The sequence below is a fragment of the bacterium genome (assembly GCA_036382775.1).
GTDB lineage: Bacteria > Hydrothermota > Tepidihabitantia > SM23-42 > JAOAFX01 > DASVHD01.
This window is the reverse complement of sequence record DASVHD010000029.1, coordinates 156,093-176,891: the sequence shown is the minus strand read 5'-3', so window position 1 is coordinate 176,891 and position 20,799 is coordinate 156,093. Positions and strand designations below refer to the sequence as shown.

Genomic DNA, 20,799 nt, shown 5'->3' with positions numbered 1-20,799 from the left:
TTCGCGCCTAAACCGTTTATCACACGATATAAACGCTATTAACGTTCTAAACGAGATAAACCAGCACCCTTGACAAAAGGGGGCGCTGTTATTATACTTAAGTGTGGAATAGTAGTTAACTCCAATCCCCCTCCCTTGATGGGAGGGGATAAAGGGGAGGGTGAATTATTTCACCATGAGTGAGGGTTTATGAATGAACCAAACAAATGCATTTACCGCGCTGACTTCTGCGTATCGTTTGTACATATAGGAATTTAAACAAAAAACGATGACATTACGATATGTCTCTCTGTCATTCCTGCCCCGTATCAGGTACGGGGTAAAACTCCAGCGGGAATCCATGATACTTAACAAATAAAAGGCACATCATGAGCTTGAAATTCAATTGTCCTGCATGCGGCAAACCGATCATTGTCGCTTATTTAAAAAAGGGAGAGACGGTCAGGTGCAAAAACTGCAACGCGGACGCGGTCATACCGGATAACGCCGTGGAGACCGGTGAGCAGCCTGAATACCTGGCGTCGCTGCCGGTTGTTTCGGGTTCGGGTAAAAGAGAAGAAATACGCCCACCGGTCATTGAAAGCATGCTTGGCCCGCGGACCCTGGGCAAATTTATCAACGATTCTTTTAAGATCTATTCTAACAACTTCAGCGCTATTTTCTTTTTGTATATTGTCTGGCAAATAGTGGTCACGGCTTTTTGGCTCGGCACCACTTTATTGTTGAAGCTGTCTCCCAAAGGCATTGATCTTGAAAAAGGATTCAAATATTATTTCGCTCTAATGATCGTGATCCTGGTGACCAGCATTATTGTGAGCACGATAACCACTGCAGCGACCATAAGAGCTGTATGCGCGCAATTTTACGGGAAGGTTGATATTGACAGATGTTTCAAAGACGCATTCGGTAAATTCTGGCGCATGCTCGGCGCTGGATCATTGGCGGCATTAGGTTTTGGAGCGATGGCGATTACTATAATAGGTATACCATTTGCTTTATATTATGGCATATGCTGGGCTTTTATTGCGAATGTTATTGTCATAGAAAACAGCAAAGTCATCAACGCTTTCTACCGGAGCAAACAATTGGTAAAAAAGAGCTGGTGGCGTGTTTTTGGCATAGTTCTTGTTTTTTATCTGCCATGTGCCATCCTGCAAAGAGTCCTTTATATGATACCCTATGCGGGCGTGTTCCTGGCTGTTTTTATATTTCCCGCTTGCTTGATCGCTTCGGTCTTGCTGTATCTTGACCTGCGCGTGCGCAAAGAAGGCTACACTCCCGACCTCCTTGCCAAAGACCTTGGAATGGAGCAAACATGATTTTTTTTTCGGTATTTTTTCTTTTCACCCAGGCTCCCGACACGCTCTGGACAAGAACTTACGGGGGTACAGGCTGGGACGAAGCCTGTGAAGTGGAATCGCGTGAAGACGGAGGGTACATCGTCATCGGTGAAACCCAATTGTCCGGTAACATTTATGCGTGGTTGTTGAAAATGGATGCTGACGGGGACACGCTCTGGACAAAAATTTATAATGGAGAATTCTGGGCAATAGAGCAAACAAGCGACAGGGGGTATGTTATTGCAGGGTCAATATGCCAACCGGGCGAAAATAACCTTGATGCTTATCTGCTAAAAACTGATCCGGCGGGCGATACATTATGGTCGCGGTGCTATGGTGGTGCCCTTGATGATATTGCGTACGCCGTGCAACCGACCTTTGATGGCGGTTATATCTTGGCGGGCCAGTCGAACTCCTACAGTGATGTTTATGTTGTAAAAACAGATTCACTGGGCAATATGCAGTGGCAAAAAACGTATGGCGGGACATACCGGGATTACTGTTTCTCTGCGAAGCAGGTCAATGACGGCGGCTACATTTTCGCGGGATACACTGCTTATCTTACAGATCCTTGGGCTGACGTATATATAATAAGAACCGATTCAATCGGCGATACGCTTTCGACGAGGACATATGGAACGCCCGGAAACAATGACGAAGCTTATTGTGTACAGTGCGTCTCGGGCGGCGGCTATATTGTTGCGGGATGGACCTGTTCTTTTGGTCAGGGTGGTGACATTTGGCTGTTGCGTCTCAGCGATAGAGGAGATTCATTATGGACAAGAACCTATGGCGGGCTTGATTTTGAATACGGTTCATCCGTTCAGGAAACAGGCGACGGCGGTTTTGTGATCGCCGGTTATACCAGGTCTTTTGGAGCGGGATATGAAGACGTGTATGTTGTCAAAACCGATTCTGTCGGCGATACGTTGTGGACCAAAACCATCGGCGGAGCAGGACAGGATGAGGGATATTCGATATCCATGACAGCGGATAATGGCTGTATAATCGCCGGCAGGACAAATTCCTATGGCTCTGGAAGCTGGGATGTATACCTCGTTAAGCTGGCGCACCAGACCGGCGTGGTCGAGGAGAAAAAGCAGACATCGGATCCGGAATACATGATCCCGACTGTTTTCCACGGTTCGCTGCGGTATTTGAGCGGCATGAAAAACTGCAAGGTCTTTGACATCATGGGCAGACAGATTAATCCCGCTTCTATTGGCCCTGGCATCTACTTCATCGAGATTAACGGCAAAATCGAGCAAAAAGTCATTATAGCGAAATGAAATTACTGTCATCATGTCTGTCATCGCTGACATCGACGCAACCGCCTGGTTGCGTAAAGGTTAGATAATGCATAACGTTCATGTGTCATTCCTGCGCAAGCAGGAATCCAGGTTTTTTGCCTGCCCCGTTAGACACGCCGTGTCTAATGGGGTCATTGCGAGCAAGCCTTGTGTGCGGCAATCTCATCTGGTTCATTTTCCTCGCCCCTTGTGGGCGACGTGGAAAATAGTCTTTTTAATAACTGGTGTCCCTATGGGAAGAGGGTAAGGGTGAGGGGTATATTGTTTATTGTATTATTGCTCCTATTTTTTTCAGCCTGCGATCACGACGATCCCCAATACTCCGTCCCCGACTTCACCCTACCTGATGTTTATGGCAATGAGGTCAACCTCTACGGCTATCTAAGTCAAAGTCCAGTGGTAATTATTCCCTGGGCAATGTGGTGCAAAATGAGTATAGAGGAACTGGATGCCCTTTTGCTTTATGGTGATACCCTGCATTCGATACGTGTCACTGTTTTTGCGATCAGCCAGGATGGGAGCCAATATGCGTCGCAGGTTACGGACACTGCTTTTGAGCATGACTGGGTATACGAATACGAGATCCTGCTGGATACGGCAAACATCATCCGCGATCTGTATGACATTCAGGCAATGCCATCCACAATCGCGATTGACATGAGCGGCGATATTGTTTATAGGCACGAAGGTTACAAAACTGGGGATGAAATTATTATTGTCGATACGTTGAAAGCAATATTTGGAGATTAACATGAACATCTGGCGATTGAATGTAAGAGAAACTCAATTTAAGTCTTGTATTCATAATAGAATGTTTGCAATATCAAATAAACCTCGTAACCCGGAGATTGAAAAGGGTGATGTTTTATTACTGCAATTAGTTTTGGTGGATGCAAAAAGATTAGGCAAGGAAGATAGACGAATAGAATATGCACTTATTTTTGATCACTATGAAAACGATTTTAATGGGACAATTAGTCGTGATTTCTGGCCTGATGCAGGAAAGACATGGCCATGGATTCTTTATTGCAGTGCAATAGTGCCAACGATTCATTTTTCATTAGAGGATATTGGCTTGAAATACAATTATGCAGGGCAATCAAATCCTGCATTAATACATGAAGATGACGCCAAAAAAATAATGCCGTTTATATTGCGATTATATGCAGAGAAAGATATCGAAAAACATGTTCACCGAGTGCTTGATCAAGCTCGTGCTCGGCGTGACTATCAAATATGGTCATTTATTAATGGAAACGATCGTATCGTTGAGGATTCACCAGATCAAATTGCTTGGGAAACTGTGGCAGAATACAAGCGAATAAAGCGCAATCCTGAACTACCAGTGATTCTTAAGGAATTATATAAATACAAGTGTCAAATATGTGAACACGATTTTAAACCTACTTATGGTATACCCTATTCAGAAACCCATCATATGATTTGGCTATCCCGCGGAGGCGTTGACCACAGCAATAATATAATTGTAGTATGTCCAAATCATCACAGGATTATACATGAAGCAAAACCGAAATTTGATCGCAATAATTTCAAGTATATTTATCCGAATGGACACCAGGAAAGCCTTGTTTTAAAAGATCATCTGAAAAGCGCAAAGTTTCTACTAAAAATTGAAAAATGGGCTAAAGAACGTTATGATAATATTCAAAAGGAAAAAGGTATGATAGATGAGTAATATACCAGATATACGATTAAGATTAAAAGTATTCGAATGGCTAAAACAACAGCTTTTGTTGTTTCCAAATACTTTACCGCGTAAATTATTGGAAGAAGGCTTCAATGTAGGTGATACAAGGATTCCTTTGCTGGGACCCCAGGGGATATTTAAGCCGAAAGTATTTGAATTACCATTATCCATAACAACAACACCTTCAGGGCCTTACGATGATATTTATAAAAAGGGGGATTATCTATATTATCGATATCGGGGCAATGATCCTAACCATAAGGATAATCGGGGATTACGACAAGCGATGACTTCAAAAACCCCATTGATTTATTTTGTTGGCTTAAAACCAGGTCAGTACGAGGTAATATGGCCGGTATTTATTGTTGCTGATGATCCCGCAAAATTAACCTTTACAGTCGCGGTGGATAATATTAACGTATTCAAAGATATGGACAAGAATACTGATGCTCATGATTTTGCATATGATAAAGAAGATCGGCGGGCTTATATGACCGCTGAGGTAAGGATAAGACTGCATCAACATAATTTCCGTATTCATGTGTTAGATGCCTATGGAAATCAATGTGCGTGTTGCAAGCTGCGGCATGACGAACTTCTTGATGCAGCGCATATAATTCCCGATCCGGAGCCCGAAGGATTGCCCATTGTTTCAAACGGTATTGCCATGTGCAAACTGCATCATGCGGCCTTTGATAATTATATTATTGGCATATCCCCTGATTATCGTGTTCATGTGAGACAGGATGTTCTAGATGAGGAAGATGGCCTGATGTTAAATTATGGGTTGCAAAAAATGGATGGAGGTAGTATTATTTTACCTAATGAAAAACAATCATATCCAGATAAAACATTATTGGGGAAACGATATCAAATATTTAGAAATTTCTAATTTAATTGCTTTTGCAGAGCCTTTTTGCCACTCAGAATTAACATTCGTTTACGATTGGATTTTGATTTTTTGATAACATGGGGGTGAGTATGGTCAAAATGGGAAAATTGCCAATACTTTTAAATGCCACGATCTCTAGCCTTAAGTCAATATAGGGGAAAATACTGATTGACTTAGTTCATAGAGCGTATATAATCATGAAATAGGGAAGGGTAGAGAAATGAAGAAAAAAAAAGCCAACCTGTCTGCCAGAACCCAGCGAAAAACACTTCCTGCCATTACGCTGAGCAGCATCGCACTGTTAAGAAATAGATAGGTACATATTGTGGATAGGCTGGTTTCGCTACAAAAATAGAGGAGGAATGAAAATATGTTAAAAGTAGCTAAAAAACCGAAATATTCAACAGTAGAAATGAAGCTTATAAAACTATTGGATAGAATTGTAGATTTAATAGAAGTCGAGTTAATCGTAGATCTTATTGATAGAGATCTACCGAAACATAAAATAAGAGAAATCCTTGGTATTGAAATGCGGCGTATAACCTATTTTTCTAAGATTATTAAAAAGAAAGGAGCAAAAAATGGCTAAATCCAAAAAAAACCGCAAATCTTCAACAAACAACATTCGTGCTGTAACTGATGAACTTAAGGATATAAAGCGTATTTTGATCTTAGCCTTAATTAAACAAGGGATAAAATCAAAAGATATTGCTCAAGCGCTTAATATTGATCCAAGTGTAATCACGCGTATGGTCCCTTCGCGGTCAAAATAATAATAAAAGCAGCAAGACCAGGGAATGAATTTACAGGAACTTGTAGGACGTGCGAGATTATTATTTTCAAAGGCACCTGTGCGTATGATGATTTTTGATCTGGTTAATGGGAAAAGATCTGCAAAAGAAATAGCACGAAAGAGCGGGAAATCATTAATTGCAGTCCTTCAATCTCTGCAAAAAATGCGAGATTTAGAATTAATAATTTACAAAAAAACGGATGGAGGTAAAATAATAAAGAAGAACAATTCAATTATTTACGAAAAGGTTCCATTGCTTAAACATCTCTCGAAATCTTATTTTAGACATCCCACAAAACTTCCTGTTTCTCAAGAAAATAAGATGTCGAAGAAAGGCGTTAGGAATATAAAAGGAGTTTCCATTCCAGTTGAAAAAGAAATATTGGATATTTGTAATTCTGGAGAAGATCAGCTTTATGAATTTAAAAGAGCAGGTGTAGATATGCGTATTTTATCAAAGGAAATTTGTGCCTTTGCTAATACACGCCTTGGTGGTTTAATTTTCTATGGTGTAGAGGACGATGGCGCCATTGGTAATGCAGACATGAGAAGGCAGGTGTTCGATCAACGCTTACAAAATAGTATAAGAAATAATATTTCTCCAGCACTGGCTGTAAAAATCATAGAAAAAGACGTGGTAGGCCATAAAATTTTTTTGATTTGCATCTCTCCCTGGAACCAAAGTGATGTGTATCAGTTTGATGGGCGCGTATACATTAAGCATGGCACTAATGTTTTTGTCGCTAAACCAGAAGAATTAAAAAAACTGCATAGCGGTAAATATGTTGTTTAAAATCACATGATATATGACAGATAATTCATATATCTTAGAATGCCAGTGTATTATGAAAAAATTATACTGGAGCAAATTAAAATATTCATACCTCGCATGCGGCATACTATCTTGACATCGGATAAAAATTAGTTATGTTTCTACGGATATATTCTACTGGAGGTTAATATGGCTAAAAAAGTATCGATAATCAATATGAAAGGTGGTGTTGGTAAATCTACGTTAGCTATTAATTTAGCATGGCAGTTTGCAGGGCTTCGCAAGTGGGATAAGAAAGTGCTTGTTGTTGATCTGGATCCGCAATTTAATGCAAGTCAATATCTGATTGGTGTCCGTAAATATCAAACAATAATTGCTAAAAATATCCCAACTATATGGGAAATATTTGAACAGCAAACGCACTCACCTGGTAAGTCGTCATCTGAACCACTTGATCCACAGTCCGTATTATTTAATGTTGTTGAATATCCGGATGGCAGCCGGATTGATTTAATACCTTCGCGCTTAGAACTAGCTTATTCCTTGCGCAATCCAGGACAGAAAGAAAGTCTTCTTGCGAAACTTATTGTTAAAATTGAGGATAAATATGATTTGATACTGTTAGATTGTGCACCTACAGAATCTGTACTTACCACTGCAGCTTATTTGACAAGTGACTACGTACTGGTACCCGTAAAACCGGAATTTTTATCTACTATAGGATTGCCATTACTTGTTCGGTCCATGCAGGAATTTGAGGAAGGTCCATATGCAAGTCATAAACTTTCACTTGCGGGAATAGTGTTCAATCATTCATCTGACTATATACCAGAAGAGGTTAAATCTAAAAGGGAAGTAAAGTCTGTTGCTGCAAAATATGGATGGTATGTATTTAAAGCAGAAGTAAGTTTTTCTCGCTCATATCCTAAAGGTGCTCGGGAAGGTAAACCAATATTTAGTACTACATATGCACGGTCTTATCAAGCAAATAGATTTCATAGCTTTGCAGTAGAATTTGCAGAAAGGATAGACTTGTGAAAGCCGATGAAATTGATTTATTAGTTGATTTAATACATCTATTTAAGAAGTATGGTCCTGAGACATTTAAAGCACTCTCAACATCTCTTTCATCAAAAGAAATAATTCAATATTTCCCTCCTATATTAGCACAAATGGCAATTAATTTACCATATCGACAGAAAAGAAAAAAAAGAAAAGGTCATACTTTAATAAAACAGTCAAGTCTTTATTTACCAGTAATGCTTAATAATGTAGATTCAAATATACGTGGCATTTTATCAGAGCTTTTTCAAGATTTAATTGAAAGAAGAGTATTGCCTACACTTGGAGATATTAGGGAGTTTGCTGTAGAACATAATTTGTCAAAAATCAATACTAGCTCAAGGCAGAAAGCAATTTACTCACTTATTGCATCATTTTCAAAATTACCGCGTGAACAATTGGTTGATATGATCAACGCAGTTAAAGTCTATAATAAGGGTAGCCGTGGTTTGGAAGATTGGAGTACGATAATATTGGGTAAAAATCTTAAAAAGGACCACGGAAGCGATGAAAAATAAATCAATTGCTAGATTTGTAAAACATGAAATTAACATAAATAAAATTTGGTATCAGAGCATATAGTAGACATCTCGTAAGTGTTGCTTACGCATATATAATATTGTACGCTTGACATCACATTAAAGGTCAATATAATAAAATATATAGATTATTATAGAAAACAGCAATCCTGTTTTAAAAATATAGGAGGTTCGTTTATGGGTGTTAGACAATCTGTTGTATTATTTGCTGATATCATAGGATGTTCAGAAATATCAAACAATTGTAATATTGTGGAATATGATAAAATAATTTCAGAATTTCATAATACTTGTGCAGCAGCTTGTTCTATATTATTTCCTACTAACGAATATTCATCAAATGAAATCGAAATAACAATTCGTGGAGACGAATTGTGTTTGATTTTGCATTCTGGTCTTGATGTCGCTACAGATAATTATTGGGCAGTTCCGGTAAATAAAGCAAGTATAATAAAAGATGTGCAGCAAGCAGTACGCCTTGCTTTTGGACTTAAGTTGCTGTGGTTAATATCGAATTATAATAAAGCAAGGATGAAGTGTGCGTTATTACCACGTGATATTGGTATAGGTATAAATATTGGTCCAGTTATGTTCTCGGTGCATCAATCACCTGTAAGGCAAAACACATCAGAGGGATATTCTATTAATCTTGCCAAACGTATTGAGGGAATTTCAAGACTTGGCTATCATTCAAAGATATTTGTTTGCCGTGAGTTGGCACACATATGTAGTACGAATGATGTCTTGGTTGCGTTTACTGAAGGTAAAATATATGAAATAAAAGGGATAACAACACCGCCATATTTGCATGAGATAAAAGACATAAATGATAACAAAATTGTTACAAAATCTGCAATTATGCAGGAATTAAAGAAAATTACACAAGATGATCTGGAACTATATTACAATGCAGCATGTACATATATACATGAATTCTGGCTTAGAAAATTAGTGCGTTATATTCTTCTGGCTTCAAATGATAAACGTGCCTTTGATTTGCTTAAAGAAGCAAATTTACTTCAACCAGATGAATTAATAGGAAATCTACTTGAAAAAGGTCATTCACATTTTTATATGCATGATTTTACTGAAGCAATTTCACATTATCATAAGATATTGGAAATCGATAGTAACTTCTCACGCGCTCTTTATAACTTAGCGCTTTGTTATCACAAAATCGGAGATAATGATAATGCTCTTACTTATTTTAACCAGTATATGTCATTAACTCACATTGAAGCACATCCTTTTACTGAAATTGGGTTTATCTATGCTGAAATGGGTAAATATGATAAAGCTATAGAATTTTTTAGAAAAGCACGAGAAATTGATCCAAATAATATTGAACCTCTTATTGAAATGAGCCTAGTTTATGCTGACAAGAAAGATTTTGAATCTGCTCTTGCTTGTTTAGATGAAGGCAAGCACTTGAATCCTACTAATGATGCTTTATATATAGCATATGGTCATATAAGTAGAGAACTGGGAGATATAAAGTCATCACTAGATTATTTAAATAAAGCCATTTCATTAAATCCAAACAATGAAGATGCATATATAGAATTAGGTATTACACAGGGTGAAATACCCGATTTGCCTCTTGCACTAAATACATTGCAAAAGGCCATCGAAATAAATCCATTTAATCCTTCCGCTAATTATAATATTGCATGTATTTTCGCGATGAATGCTGATAATGAAAAAGCTTTATCATATCTCAATAATGCGATAAAGGCAAATAAAAAATATAAAGGTTTTGCAGCAGAAGATAAATCATTTGCCATTATTAATACTACTGATGCTTTCAAGATACTTATATCATAATATAGAAAAAAATCCGCCCTAACAGAAAAAGTTGAATTGCCCTTAAATCCGCCATAATTTCAGTAGATATTCTGGCGGTGTGGTATTTAGGGATTATAAGAACAAATAGCGGACAGTCCGAGTTTGGTTGGTTTTGATGCAGTATCTTGCGTAATTTCGAGGAATTGATTGAGTGCCGTTCATGAGTAATTCGTAATTGAATAAAATCATAATTAGAGTAATTATATTATCTGCAGAAATCCATAAACAATTCTCAAAATCGCGTTGTCCAAATATCGTATCAGGATCGAAACTATGAGAAAGGTAAAGACAATCATTACCGCAAAGCCAACGCTTGAAGGGGCGGGAGTAAGGCTCAAGCGGGTATTCGGACCCGGCGAAATCCCGAATTTCGATCCCTTTCTACTGCTGGATCATTTCGGCTCGGATGATCCCGAAGACTACATGAAAGGATTTCCGTGGCATCCCCACCGGGGGATCGAGACGATCACCTACGTGATCAGGGGTGAAGTGGAACACGGCGACAGCATTGGCAATACGGGAGTCATACGTTCCGGCGACATACAGTGGATGACTGCGGGTTCCGGCATAATTCATCAGGAAATGCCCCGGCCATACGACGGTAATATGATGGGGTTTCAGCTCTGGGTGAGTCTACCCCGGGTTAAGAAGATGACCAAGCCAAGATATATGGGTATAACAAAGCATGAGATCGCTTCCGCCTCATTGGATGGCGCGAACGTTAACGTTAACGTCATTGCCGGTTCGATCAGGGACCAGAAAGGTCCGGTAAAAAATCTGTTTATCGATGTCGAATACTACGACGTGCACGTATCCGGGAGGTTCGCCCACATTACGGAAAAGAGAACCTCTTTCATTTACGTTTATGAAGGAGCAGTGAACATCGGGGATAAACAGGTGGCTTCGAATAACTGCGCTCTGCTTGAAGAACAAGGTGAGATCCTGGTGAACGGCAGCGGCAGATTCCTCCTTGTCGCCGGTGATCCCTTGAATGAACCGATCGCCTGGGGAGGCCCGATAGTCATGAATACCAAGACCGAGCTCAGGCAGGCATTTCAGGAGCTTGATGAAGGAACCTTCATAAAAGGAACGGTCCCCGACAAGATCGCCGACAATTTCTACAGATAAAAACTGACCTACTACACGTTGAAAACAAAATAAAGTTATTAAGTTATTATGTAATTGAGTTATGGGGAAAAGTCCTCGATCAGATAAAAATTACATGCTGTCCGTGATTTGCTTTACACGTATTTAATAAAAACCGATCGTCAGCCGGCTGCGCTTTATCGACAGATCACGATCTTCTTTTGCGCTCCTATTTTTCTTCCCCCTGGCGTATCATATTGTACTTCCGTGAAATACACGCCGCCAGCTGAATGCGGCTCCCAGCGATAATTATTTCAATTTTATGATCTTCTTTGTAGCAGTAAATCCATTGGTCTTCCCTGCGGAATTTAAAATTAATTGACAAATGTAAACACCGGCAGGAAGTTTACGGCCAGTGTCATCATCGCCATACCAAAAAACCTCAGGTGAATGACTTAAAATGCCGGATGTCAATTCCTTAGATAGATCCTTGATTTTTTTCCCGGATACATCAAAGACCCACAAAGAAATATCAGCCGTTTCCCACTGTGCATCCTGCACCCGACACTGAATATTCATCCGATCCGAAAATGGATTAGGGAAGATATGTATAACCAATGGTTCGATTATTGATCGTCGATTACTCTCTTCTATTCCAATTATAGCAGCGTCTAAAAGAACATCATCAATAAATACGCCATGGCCATATGCTGAGTAATCTGACCAAAACCAAAATCTGATCGCTGTGGCGTCAACCGGGATATCGACTGTCCTTTGAAACCAAGAATAACCATAATTGCCCGATTCACGCCAAGCACCAATCCAGGAACTTGTATAATATTGGAGCTCCACAAAGTCATAAGTAGCTTCAGTCATCACCATCCACCAGAAAGAAAGCGAAGCAGACAAACAATTAGACAAGTCGATTGATCGTTCCATATAGATATCTTCGCCGTGACTATAGTAATCCGTGCTGCAGCAAGCTGCCGAACACCAGGGTGAGGAATGGCCCTCCGGTCTCATGACCCAATGAAACCCATAATTCCCGTAAAGTGTCCATCCATCAGGGAAATTGGTCATGTCGTCATAAAAGATCGGTTCTGTCATAAGGGGTTGAGAGAGAAAAAATAGCAGGATCAGGTATTTCATACTCTTCTTAATGAAACCCGTAAGCAGGATAGTCATTAAAACCTCCCTTACTTTTAAGTTTATGCTACATGTAGCTTAACTAAAATACTCATGCTGTCAACAGAACAAAAACCGATCCGCCATATTTTTTGGAAAGAAATCCGAAATGTCTATCGTTTGGATAACGTGTAATTGTGTTATTAGGGAACTTATAGAGCAAGGACATGGGGTCAGCCCTCGAAATTAGAAACAAATATCGAATAAACAGTGAACGGGGCTACCCCAATTCAAAGCTATTTGACCGTAAAAGTTATCGAGGTTATTTCATTGCCATCTTTATCAGTATCATGCATGCGGAAATCGTATGAACCAGCATCCTCTGGCGCTTTAAAGACTAACAAGCCATTTGTTCTCTTGTTGAGATACTGATATGATACATCATGATTATCATTCTCGGTTTTATTACCGTGGACATAACTGACCTGCCATATATTTTATACTTTTAGCCCTGAAAAGGCACGGTATTTCAAGGGGAACCAGTGGGGTCAAATCTCTACATTCTACTAGAACATAACAAAGAACGTTTGGATCGTTATTTGTATTGGGATCGTTAATATCGTTTAAATCGTTAAACACGAATCCACATCCTGATCGCTTGACGGCAAGTAAAATTATCATATACTATAGCGGAAGATAATCATGTCCAAGCTTTATGAGAATCCAAAATACTACGAAATTGCCTTTTCTTTCCGTAATATACCGAAAGAAACGAATATCATGGAAAATTGCATCAACCGATTTTCAAAAATACCGGTCAAATCCATATTGGAGGTCGGTTGCGGCAATAGCCCTCATATGAATGAATTGCTTAAGCGGGGTTATCGTTATACCGGTATTGATCTCAGCAGGAAAATGCTCGAATACAGCAAAAAGAAAGTAAGCGGTGAATTTCTGACCAGAGTTAGATTTATTAAAGCGAACATGAATAATTTCGCGCTTACCAAAAAAGTTGATTTTGCTTTCATTTTACTGGGCTCTTTATACGCATCAAACTCTTCGGAATTGTATTCTCATTTCGCCTCGGTAGCTAAATGCTTAAGACCGGGCGGGTTATATTTATTAGACTGGTGTGTCAATTTTGATCCCCTGACCAATGCAAAAGAAACATGGACTATGAATAAAGGTGATACCGTGGTCAAAGCAGCCGTTACGTATACAGTGATCAATCCCGTTAATCAGTTATATGAAGAAAAAATCGTTTTAAATGTCATGGATAGAGGAAAGAAAAAGCGGATAATCGAAAGAGAAAGAAAGATTGCTGTTTATCCGCAAGAATTCCTTTGCTTGATTAAAAACATGAGGCGGTTTAAATTTATCGGATGGTGGAATAATTGGAATTTGAATCAAAGTCTGGACCAGGTTTTAAATATCAATCGACCGATCATTATCCTGCGGCGAATTTAACCGACTGTATAACGCGGGACAAAACTGACCTGCCATACATAAAAACAAATAAAGTTATTAAGAATTCGGGGCTACCCCAATAAGAAGCTATTTGACCGTAAAAGTTATCGAGGTTATTTCATTGCCATTTTTATCAGTATCATGCATGCGGAAATCGTATGAACCGGCATCCTCTGGCGCTTTAAAGACTAACAAGCCATTTGTTCTCTTGTTGAGATACTGATATGACACATCATGATTATCATTCTCGGTTTCATTGCCGTGGGGCACGTCCGACGGGATAATGCCGATCCAGGCATTTTCCGTAAATTCAGCAGGCGCTGTAAACGCCAAGCGAATTTCTTCACCGGGTTTAAAAATAGTTTTATCCAGTTTCAGTTCCGCGCCCTTGGTCGTCTTTATCACCTCAAACGAAACAGACGCGACTTCTTTGCCATTTTCATCCGTATCGTGCATGCGTAAGTCATATTTGCCCGGTTGTCCCGGCGCATAAAAATTCAAAGTCCCGGAAACTTTTTTCTCAAGATAAATATACGCAATGTCATGTTCATCATTAGTTGTTTCGTTCCCATGAGGAATGTCTGATGGAATAATGCCGACCCATGCCCTTTCAGAAAAACTCGGTGATGCAACAAAGTTTACTGCAATTAGTTCGCCTGGTGCAAAGGATGTTTTTCCAAGTGTTAATGAAGCCTTTGGACCACAGGAAAGCAATGACAATAAAATTAAAAAAGATGCTATGATGGTAAGTGTCCGCATAAAACCTCCTTTGGCACAGTATATAAGCCTTTTTAGTAAAGTCAATATGAAAACGAAATGGGTTCAATCCTAACATTATAAACTTTATTCCATTATTATTATTGACTAAAGTTTTATTTTTTTGTATAATAACGTCAGTAGATAAGAAAGGAGAAAGACAATGGCAGATCAAGAGCTGACGGATAATGCCGGACGATATATTGGAAAGATACAAGAACTTAGCGGTGGCGTCTTGGAGGGCCGGGATGCCTCAGGGCGTCTTAAGGGGAAGTATTATCCCAAGAGTAACGAAACGCACGATGCAAGTGGGAAGTTAGTCGGCAAAGGCAACATGCTGTCTAAGCTCATCACAGACTCAACGAAGTAAGCAGGAACGCAGGTATCGTATGTAAACTTGTGGGGGTAAATCTTCACAGTATACGTTCTATGATAAGAATTCTAGCAGTCCATCGTTTAGAGTTCCCAAAACATATATCGCAGCTTTCCCCTTGACTGTCCTTTAAACCAGAATATCATTTCTCCGGAGACGATTTTGGCTGAGATGATACCCAGAACGCTAGACCCGGCGGTCGAGAATGCACTGGCATAAGACTGCATGGACATAAACGCTTACCTCAATCGCATCAAGTACTCAGGCCCCAGGACTCCCACTGCGGAAACTCTGCGCAAGCTCCACCGCGCGCACGTGCTGGCGGTCCCTTTTGAGAACCTTGATGTTCATCTCGGGCGTATGATTGTTCTTGATGAAAAAAAATTATTTGAAAAGATCGTCCGGCAAAAGCGGGGCGGGTTTTGCTACGAGCTGAACGGGTCGTTCGCCGCCCTGCTGCGCGCCCTGGGTTTCAAAGTTACCATGCTTTCGGCGCGCGTTTATCTCAATGGCAAGCCAGGAAAGGAATTCGACCATATGGTGCTGCTCGTCCAGCTTAAAAAGCGATGGTTTGCCGATGTCGGTTTCGGTTCCTTGTTCATCGAGCCGCTGCGGATGGACGATAAAAACGAGCAGATCCAGAGGAACGCTGCCTATCGGATCAAACAGTATGGCGACATTTGGAAGTTGATGTTACGACAAGCCGAGGATCTCTGGCAGGTTATTTACCAGTTCGATCTTAAACCCCGTCAGCTTCAGGATTACGCTAAAATGTGCCGCTGGCACCAGACATCGCCCCGGTCATGGCACACGCAGAATCGCGTTTGCACCCGTGCAACGCCTAAAGGCCGGATCACTTTGAGCGGGATGAAGCTGGTCATCAGGAAAGGTCAAAATCGCACCGAACAGGTGTTAAAAACGAAAAAGGAATATACTAAAGCTTTAAAAACTTATTTTGGTATAAAGACAAAGAATTTTTTACATATCTGGAGGTAAATTTATGAAAAGCTCCAAAGAGAACGCAAAGAAAATTCTGGCCCCGTGCGGCATTTACTGCCTCGAATGTTCTTTCAAGGTGACGTATGAAACGCAAAACCGGGCGCACGTGATGGCCATGCCGTCAAAGTACGATAAATTTAAAACTGCAGATCTGACTGAATTTAATTGCAGCGGATGCACACCAGAAAATCAGGATGCAAATTGCGAGATCAAACAATGCGCGATAGCCAGAAAACTTGAGCATTGCGGACAATGCGACGAATTCCCCTGTAAACTGATTAGTAATTTCGCCACCGATGGAATTCCTCATCATAAAAAAGCCAAAGAACATCTGGAGTATATTCGAAAACACGGATTGAACAGATTCATTGAAGAAAAAGAAAAGCAGATCAAATGTGTTTGCGGGGAAAAACTGTCCTGGTACGTGACAAAATGCTTGGTTTGCGGAAAAGAAAATGATTATGATTGATCAAACAAAGAAAGGAAACATGAATATCCGCAGATCGGTTTTAGCAATATATTTTATCTTCGTTTTAGGTTTGTGCGACCAACTTGCGACAAGCGCCAACGGTATAGGACTTATCCTGAGGGCTGATGGGAAATGGAAGATAGTCAATGAAGATACGCTGGAATTTGAAATTAAACTTGTGCCTCCCATAACTACAGCGGACAGTCAAATAGTATTACTAAAAAAACAAAGCTGGGTCTACGCCAATCTTGAAGATTCCTCATTGTTAAACGATACCGCAAAAGTGATTTTGATCGATGAACCTCCCAAGTGCATTAGACAACCAATGCCAAATTACCCAGAGATGGCGCGAAAGTGTGGGATCGAGGGAAAAGCGATGGTAAAAGCATTAATAGATATCGACGGCAGTGTTATCGAAACAGTTATAGCAGAAACAAGCGGTAATGAATCGTTAGATGAAGCTGCGCTCGCCGCGATGAAAAAGGCGAAGTACAAGCCGGCGATGCGGAAAAACAAACCCGTGCAAATATGGATCGGAGTACCAATAAATTTTATATTAGATTAGGCTTTTGAGTATTTTATGAGATTTCTTCAATGATCAAAAAATATTTTTTTCTCTGCCTTCTATTTTGCGCTGTCGCATGCCAGAAAGAGATTGAATTCAATATTATCCATTTTACCGGCTATACGGAGATCGCCGTGGAAGATTCGGCTTTGTTATATGAAAACCTACAGCTTCTCCAGGATCATCCTAAGATCGATGTTGAACTGCGCGGCTATACCGATAGCGTCGGCGAGGATTCGGTGAATATGGTCAAATCCCATGCCCGGGCCGATGCGATCAGGGCCTGGCTGGTGAGCAATGGCGTTGATTCGCTGCAACTTTATGCCATTGGCTGGGGCGAGGATGATCCGGTGGGTGATAACCATACCGCGGAAGGCAGAGCGCTGAACAACCGCGTCGAGTTTGTTTATAAATAATAAACACCTTAGACTTAGACAAAAATTCCGGCCTGTCCGTCGTACGGTAGTTGCATAGTTAAACAATTGAACAATTGTTCAATTGTTTAAGGGTTGTAATGAAACGGGTTTCTGTTAATTTGCAGCTTTCGAATTCCCTGCCCGTGTTTATTTCTTCGATTGGAGCATGGCGAAGGTCACGCCCGACGGCTCTTTGAACAGGCAGATCACGGGTCCGCCCGGTGTCACAACTTTGGGCGGGATCTCAATGGATCCGCCGCATTCTTCGATCTTCTTCGCCTTTGCTTCGATGTCGTCGACCTCGATATAAACAGTCAGAAAAGGTTCCCTTGCCATGCTCAAGGTGAATATGCCGCCGCCGGCAAAAGCTTTCTGTCCTTCGCCGGCCGGCAATTTGTGGATCGTCGATTTTTCATCGTATGCAAAAATCCATCCAAAGACTTCCTGGAAAAAACGCACTGATCTTTCGGCATTATTAGATGCCAGTTCCCAATAAAAGATCGGATTTTGTTGCATATAATTCCTCCTTATTGTTCAATAATCATCCGGTATATCTTAATGAACAATCTCACACAGCGCTCACATGAGCAATTGGCGTCAGCCCTCGAAATTAGAAATAATTATAGGAATTGATATTTATATAAAAACGGTAATTGAAATCCATGTTTAGGTTCCATGAATTTATTGACAACTGGTTACTATGTGATATAATTAAATAGCGATGTTAGTAAGGCTGCTGTCAAGTTACTTTGAGGAGGCATCATGATAAGTCCTAAGAAATATTTATTGTTGTTGTCAACAATCTTTCTATGCGTATTACCAATCTCCGCATCTGCGCAGTGGCTCGAGACAACGATCTATGTGCCGGATTCGCTTTGTGAAATCGTTCAACCTCAAGCCCTTACCTACAACGCGACCGATAACAAAATTTATGTTGGTGGACAAAACGGAGATTGCGTGATCGCGATCGATGGCGCGACCAACGAGAAGATCGCGCGCATCCCAGCAGGCGATGATATTCAAGCGCTGTGCTGGAACGAGACGGATGATAAGGTTTACTGCGCCAATGGCGGCAGTAATAATGTGACCATCATTAACGGCGCGACCAATGGAGTCATCGCGACGGTCACAACGGGGAATAATCCGATTGCGCTTTGCTGGAACACAACCAGCGACAAGATCTACTGCGCCAATGGTAACAGCAATAATGTGACGATCATTAACGGAGCCACCAATTCAGTGATCACTGTTGTCACAGCCGGGGGCGCTCCTTATGCCCTGTGCTGGAACGCGACCAACAACAAGGTCTACTGCGCCAACTTCGGCAACAATACTGTGACGGTCATTGACGGCGCAACCAACGCGGTCATCACCACGATCACGGTTGGGAGTATGCCGAGAGCCCTGTGCTGGAACGCGACTAACAACAAGATTTACTGCGCTAACGGCAACGGTCAGAGCGTAACGGTGATCAATGGCGCCAGCGATGCGGTCATCACCACGATCGACTGCGGTACTCAACCGCGCTCCCTGTGCTGGAACGCGACGGACAACAAGGTCTACTGCGCCAATGCTGGCAATGACGTGGTGACGGTCATTGACGGCGCGACCAACGCGGTTATCACCGCGGTTCCGGCTGGAACTGATCCGCAGGTTGTCTGCTGGGATTCGACCAGCAACAAGATTTACTGCCCTAATTTCAGCAGCAATAATGTGACGGTAATTGACGGCGTGAGCAACTCGGTCATCACCACGATCACGGCTGGAATGGCTCCTCAGGCCTCCTGTTGGAATTCAGTCAATAATAAGATCTACTGCGCAAATTGCTACAGTAGCGATGTCACGATGATAGACGCTGCAACCGATTCGGTGCTAACCACGGTGCTTCTCGGGAGCGGGCCTAATGCCCTTTGCCGCAATGCAACGAATAATAAAATCTATTGCACTAATTATAACAGCTATAATGTAACGGCGATCGATGGCGCGACCAACGAGGTTCTGAGCACTTTTACCACCGGTTATTTACCATTATATCTCTGCTGGAACGGGACAAATAATAAGATCTACTGCATTAACAGCGGAGCTGGTAATATATCTATTATTGATGGGCAGACTGATACAGTCATAACCTCAGTCACGCCCGGAAGCGCTCCCCAGATTCTCTGCTGGAATTCAACCGGAAACAAAGTATATTGCGCCAATCGTGCCAGTAGCGATGTGACCGTGATCGACGGCACGAGCAATGCTGTGATCGCCACGGTCCCAGCGGGCGTTTATCCCGGGGCTCTATGCTGGAACGCGACCAATAACAAGGTATACTGCGCCAATGAGGACGATAACAGCGTAACGATAATCGACGGCGCGACTAATGCGGTCATAACCACGGTCACGACCGGGAATACACCACGGGTCCTTTTTTGGCATGAGACCAGCAATAAAATCTACTGCGCCAATGCCTACAGCAATAACGTAACGGTGATCGACGGCGCCACCAATTCGGTCACCGGAACGGTCGCGGTCGGTAATTATCCATCCGCCCTTTGTGGGAACTTGACCGATAATAAGGTTTACTGCGCGAATTGGAGCAGTCATGACGTGACGGTCGTCGATGGCGCGGCCAATTCGGTTATTGCCACGGTGCCGGTTGAGCAATATCCATCCGCTCTCTGCTGGAGCTCGCTCGGCAATAAGGTCTACTGCGCTAACAGCGAAGACAGCGGCAGCGTTACTGTCATCGACGGCGCTGCCGACAGCGCGATCGCCACGATCGCTGTTGGCAACGGGCCGATGGCTTTAACATGGAGTCCTTTTCAAAACCGGACCTATATTGCGAATTTCAGAAGCCATAGCGTTTCGGTGGTGCGTGACACTGCGACCGGCATCGAGGAAGATAATATCCGCGATGCAAAAAGAATAATCTTCGGCGCGACAATCATCAACGGACCTTTACAATTGCCTGCGGGAAAAACATACCGCGTATTCGATATAAGCGGCAGAATGGTGCTTCCCGGCAAAACGAAACCAGGGGTTTATTTTATAGAGATCAACGGTCAAATTTTACAGAAAATAGTGAAGGTCAGGTAAAACCAAAACCTATCTACGAATCCGCCTTTCCGCGCAGGTGTAAAAAACACCTATTCCACTATTTCGAAATAGTGAAATCGAAACGAATTACACCCTGCCCCGGTACGCATCACACAGGATTAAATGAAAACCGTAAAATGTTGAATTATTGCCCTTAAAACCTTCATAATTTCAGGTTTTGCGCTATTGACATAATGG

22 protein-coding genes are annotated in these 20,799 nt (G+C 41.5%); 19 read left to right on the top strand and 3 right to left on the bottom strand.

The genetic code is table 11. The features are described 5' to 3' along the window. The first annotated feature begins 368 nt into the window (after positions 1-368). From VF399_06055 to VF399_06000, 12 genes are all read left to right on the top strand, one after another. Positions 369-1,319 carry a hypothetical protein gene (locus VF399_06055; GenBank protein HEX7319902.1) on the top strand — a complete coding sequence of 317 codons (951 nt, stop codon included), beginning with the start codon at positions 369-371 and terminating at the stop codon, positions 1,317-1,319. Continuing rightward, entirely contained in the window at positions 1,316-2,629 is a 1,314-nt protein-coding gene (locus VF399_06050) for a hypothetical protein (protein HEX7319901.1), read from the top strand. The genes VF399_06055 and VF399_06050 overlap by 4 nt, the downstream gene beginning before the upstream one ends. Positions 2,630-2,911: 282 nt before the next feature. Then, positions 2,912-3,400, top strand: coding sequence for a TlpA disulfide reductase family protein (locus VF399_06045; protein HEX7319900.1), 489 nt, complete (start codon positions 2,912-2,914; stop codon positions 3,398-3,400). Position 3,401: 1 nt separating this feature from the next. Continuing rightward, positions 3,402-4,346 (top strand): hypothetical protein, encoded by a 945-nt coding sequence (locus VF399_06040; GenBank protein ID HEX7319899.1) that lies wholly within the window; start codon positions 3,402-3,404, stop codon positions 4,344-4,346. Further along, positions 4,339-5,250, top strand: a complete 912-nt coding sequence (locus VF399_06035) for an HNH endonuclease (GenBank protein HEX7319898.1) — start codon at positions 4,339-4,341, stop codon at positions 5,248-5,250. The genes VF399_06040 and VF399_06035 overlap by 8 nt, the downstream gene beginning before the upstream one ends. A gap of 370 nt (positions 5,251-5,620) precedes the next feature. Beyond that, complete coding sequence (locus VF399_06030; GenBank protein ID HEX7319897.1) at positions 5,621-5,839, top strand: hypothetical protein; 219 nt, start codon at positions 5,621-5,623, stop codon at positions 5,837-5,839. Beyond that, entirely contained in the window at positions 5,832-6,023 is a 192-nt protein-coding gene (locus tag VF399_06025; GenBank protein ID HEX7319896.1) for a helix-turn-helix domain-containing protein, read from the top strand. The genes VF399_06030 and VF399_06025 overlap by 8 nt, the downstream gene beginning before the upstream one ends. 24 nt (positions 6,024-6,047) lie before the next feature. Beyond that, complete coding sequence (locus tag VF399_06020) at positions 6,048-6,836, top strand: ATP-binding protein (protein ID HEX7319895.1); 789 nt, start codon at positions 6,048-6,050, stop codon at positions 6,834-6,836. 168 nt (positions 6,837-7,004) lie between these two features. Beyond that, positions 7,005-7,853 carry a ParA family protein gene (locus tag VF399_06015; protein HEX7319894.1) on the top strand — a complete coding sequence of 283 codons (849 nt, stop codon included), beginning with the start codon at positions 7,005-7,007 and terminating at the stop codon, positions 7,851-7,853. Beyond that, positions 7,850-8,395, top strand: coding sequence for a hypothetical protein (locus VF399_06010; protein ID HEX7319893.1), 546 nt, complete (start codon positions 7,850-7,852; stop codon positions 8,393-8,395). Before VF399_06015 ends, VF399_06010 begins: the two co-directional genes overlap by 4 nt. A gap of 198 nt (positions 8,396-8,593) precedes the next feature. Continuing rightward, positions 8,594-10,240, top strand: a complete 1,647-nt coding sequence (locus VF399_06005; GenBank protein HEX7319892.1) for a tetratricopeptide repeat protein — start codon at positions 8,594-8,596, stop codon at positions 10,238-10,240. A gap of 294 nt (positions 10,241-10,534) precedes the next feature. Next, on the top strand, positions 10,535-11,389 hold the full coding sequence (locus VF399_06000; GenBank protein HEX7319891.1) for a pirin family protein: 855 nt from the start codon (positions 10,535-10,537) through the stop codon (positions 11,387-11,389). Between the two features lie 267 nt (positions 11,390-11,656). Here the strand turns inward: VF399_06000 and VF399_05995 are convergent, their stop codons facing one another. After that, the gene (locus VF399_05995; GenBank protein HEX7319890.1) at positions 11,657-12,532 is read right to left on the bottom strand and encodes a hypothetical protein; all 876 of its coding nucleotides are present in this window, start codon (positions 12,530-12,532) and stop codon (positions 11,657-11,659) included. A gap of 642 nt (positions 12,533-13,174) precedes the next feature. Between VF399_05995 and VF399_05990 the strand changes: the two genes are divergently transcribed. After that, entirely contained in the window at positions 13,175-13,939 is a 765-nt protein-coding gene (locus VF399_05990; GenBank protein HEX7319889.1) for a class I SAM-dependent methyltransferase, read from the top strand. An 87-nt stretch (positions 13,940-14,026) separates the two neighbouring features. On the opposite strand, the gene VF399_05985 is transcribed toward VF399_05990, so the two are convergent. Next, positions 14,027-14,698: a hypothetical protein gene (locus VF399_05985; protein HEX7319888.1), complete on the bottom strand. Its 672-nt coding sequence runs from the start codon at positions 14,696-14,698 to the stop codon at positions 14,027-14,029. A gap of 160 nt (positions 14,699-14,858) precedes the next feature. On the opposite strand from VF399_05985, the gene VF399_05980 reads away from it, so the two are divergent. The 5 genes from VF399_05980 (at position 14,859) to VF399_05960 (ending at position 17,517) form a co-directional block, all read left to right on the top strand. Beyond that, entirely contained in the window at positions 14,859-15,065 is a 207-nt protein-coding gene (locus tag VF399_05980) for a hypothetical protein (GenBank protein ID HEX7319887.1), read from the top strand. Between the two features lie 228 nt (positions 15,066-15,293). Continuing rightward, positions 15,294-16,064 carry an arylamine N-acetyltransferase gene (locus VF399_05975; protein ID HEX7319886.1) on the top strand — a complete coding sequence of 257 codons (771 nt, stop codon included), beginning with the start codon at positions 15,294-15,296 and terminating at the stop codon, positions 16,062-16,064. Between the two features lie 4 nt (positions 16,065-16,068). Next, positions 16,069-16,536: a DUF3795 domain-containing protein gene (locus VF399_05970; GenBank protein ID HEX7319885.1), complete on the top strand. Its 468-nt coding sequence runs from the start codon at positions 16,069-16,071 to the stop codon at positions 16,534-16,536. A gap of 19 nt (positions 16,537-16,555) precedes the next feature. Further along, complete coding sequence (locus VF399_05965; protein HEX7319884.1) at positions 16,556-17,101, top strand: TonB family protein; 546 nt, start codon at positions 16,556-16,558, stop codon at positions 17,099-17,101. A gap of 29 nt (positions 17,102-17,130) precedes the next feature. Further along, complete coding sequence (locus VF399_05960; protein ID HEX7319883.1) at positions 17,131-17,517, top strand: OmpA family protein; 387 nt, start codon at positions 17,131-17,133, stop codon at positions 17,515-17,517. A 147-nt stretch (positions 17,518-17,664) separates the two neighbouring features. Here VF399_05960 and VF399_05955 read toward each other — a convergent pair whose 3' ends face one another. Then, positions 17,665-18,033 carry a VOC family protein gene (locus VF399_05955; GenBank protein ID HEX7319882.1) on the bottom strand — a complete coding sequence of 123 codons (369 nt, stop codon included), beginning with the start codon at positions 18,031-18,033 and terminating at the stop codon, positions 17,665-17,667. A 246-nt stretch (positions 18,034-18,279) separates the two neighbouring features. On the opposite strand from VF399_05955, the gene VF399_05950 reads away from it, so the two are divergent. Then, a complete protein-coding gene (locus tag VF399_05950; GenBank protein ID HEX7319881.1) occupies positions 18,280-20,601 on the top strand; it encodes a YncE family protein in 2,322 nt (773 codons plus the stop codon). Positions 20,602-20,799 lie beyond the last annotated feature (198 nt).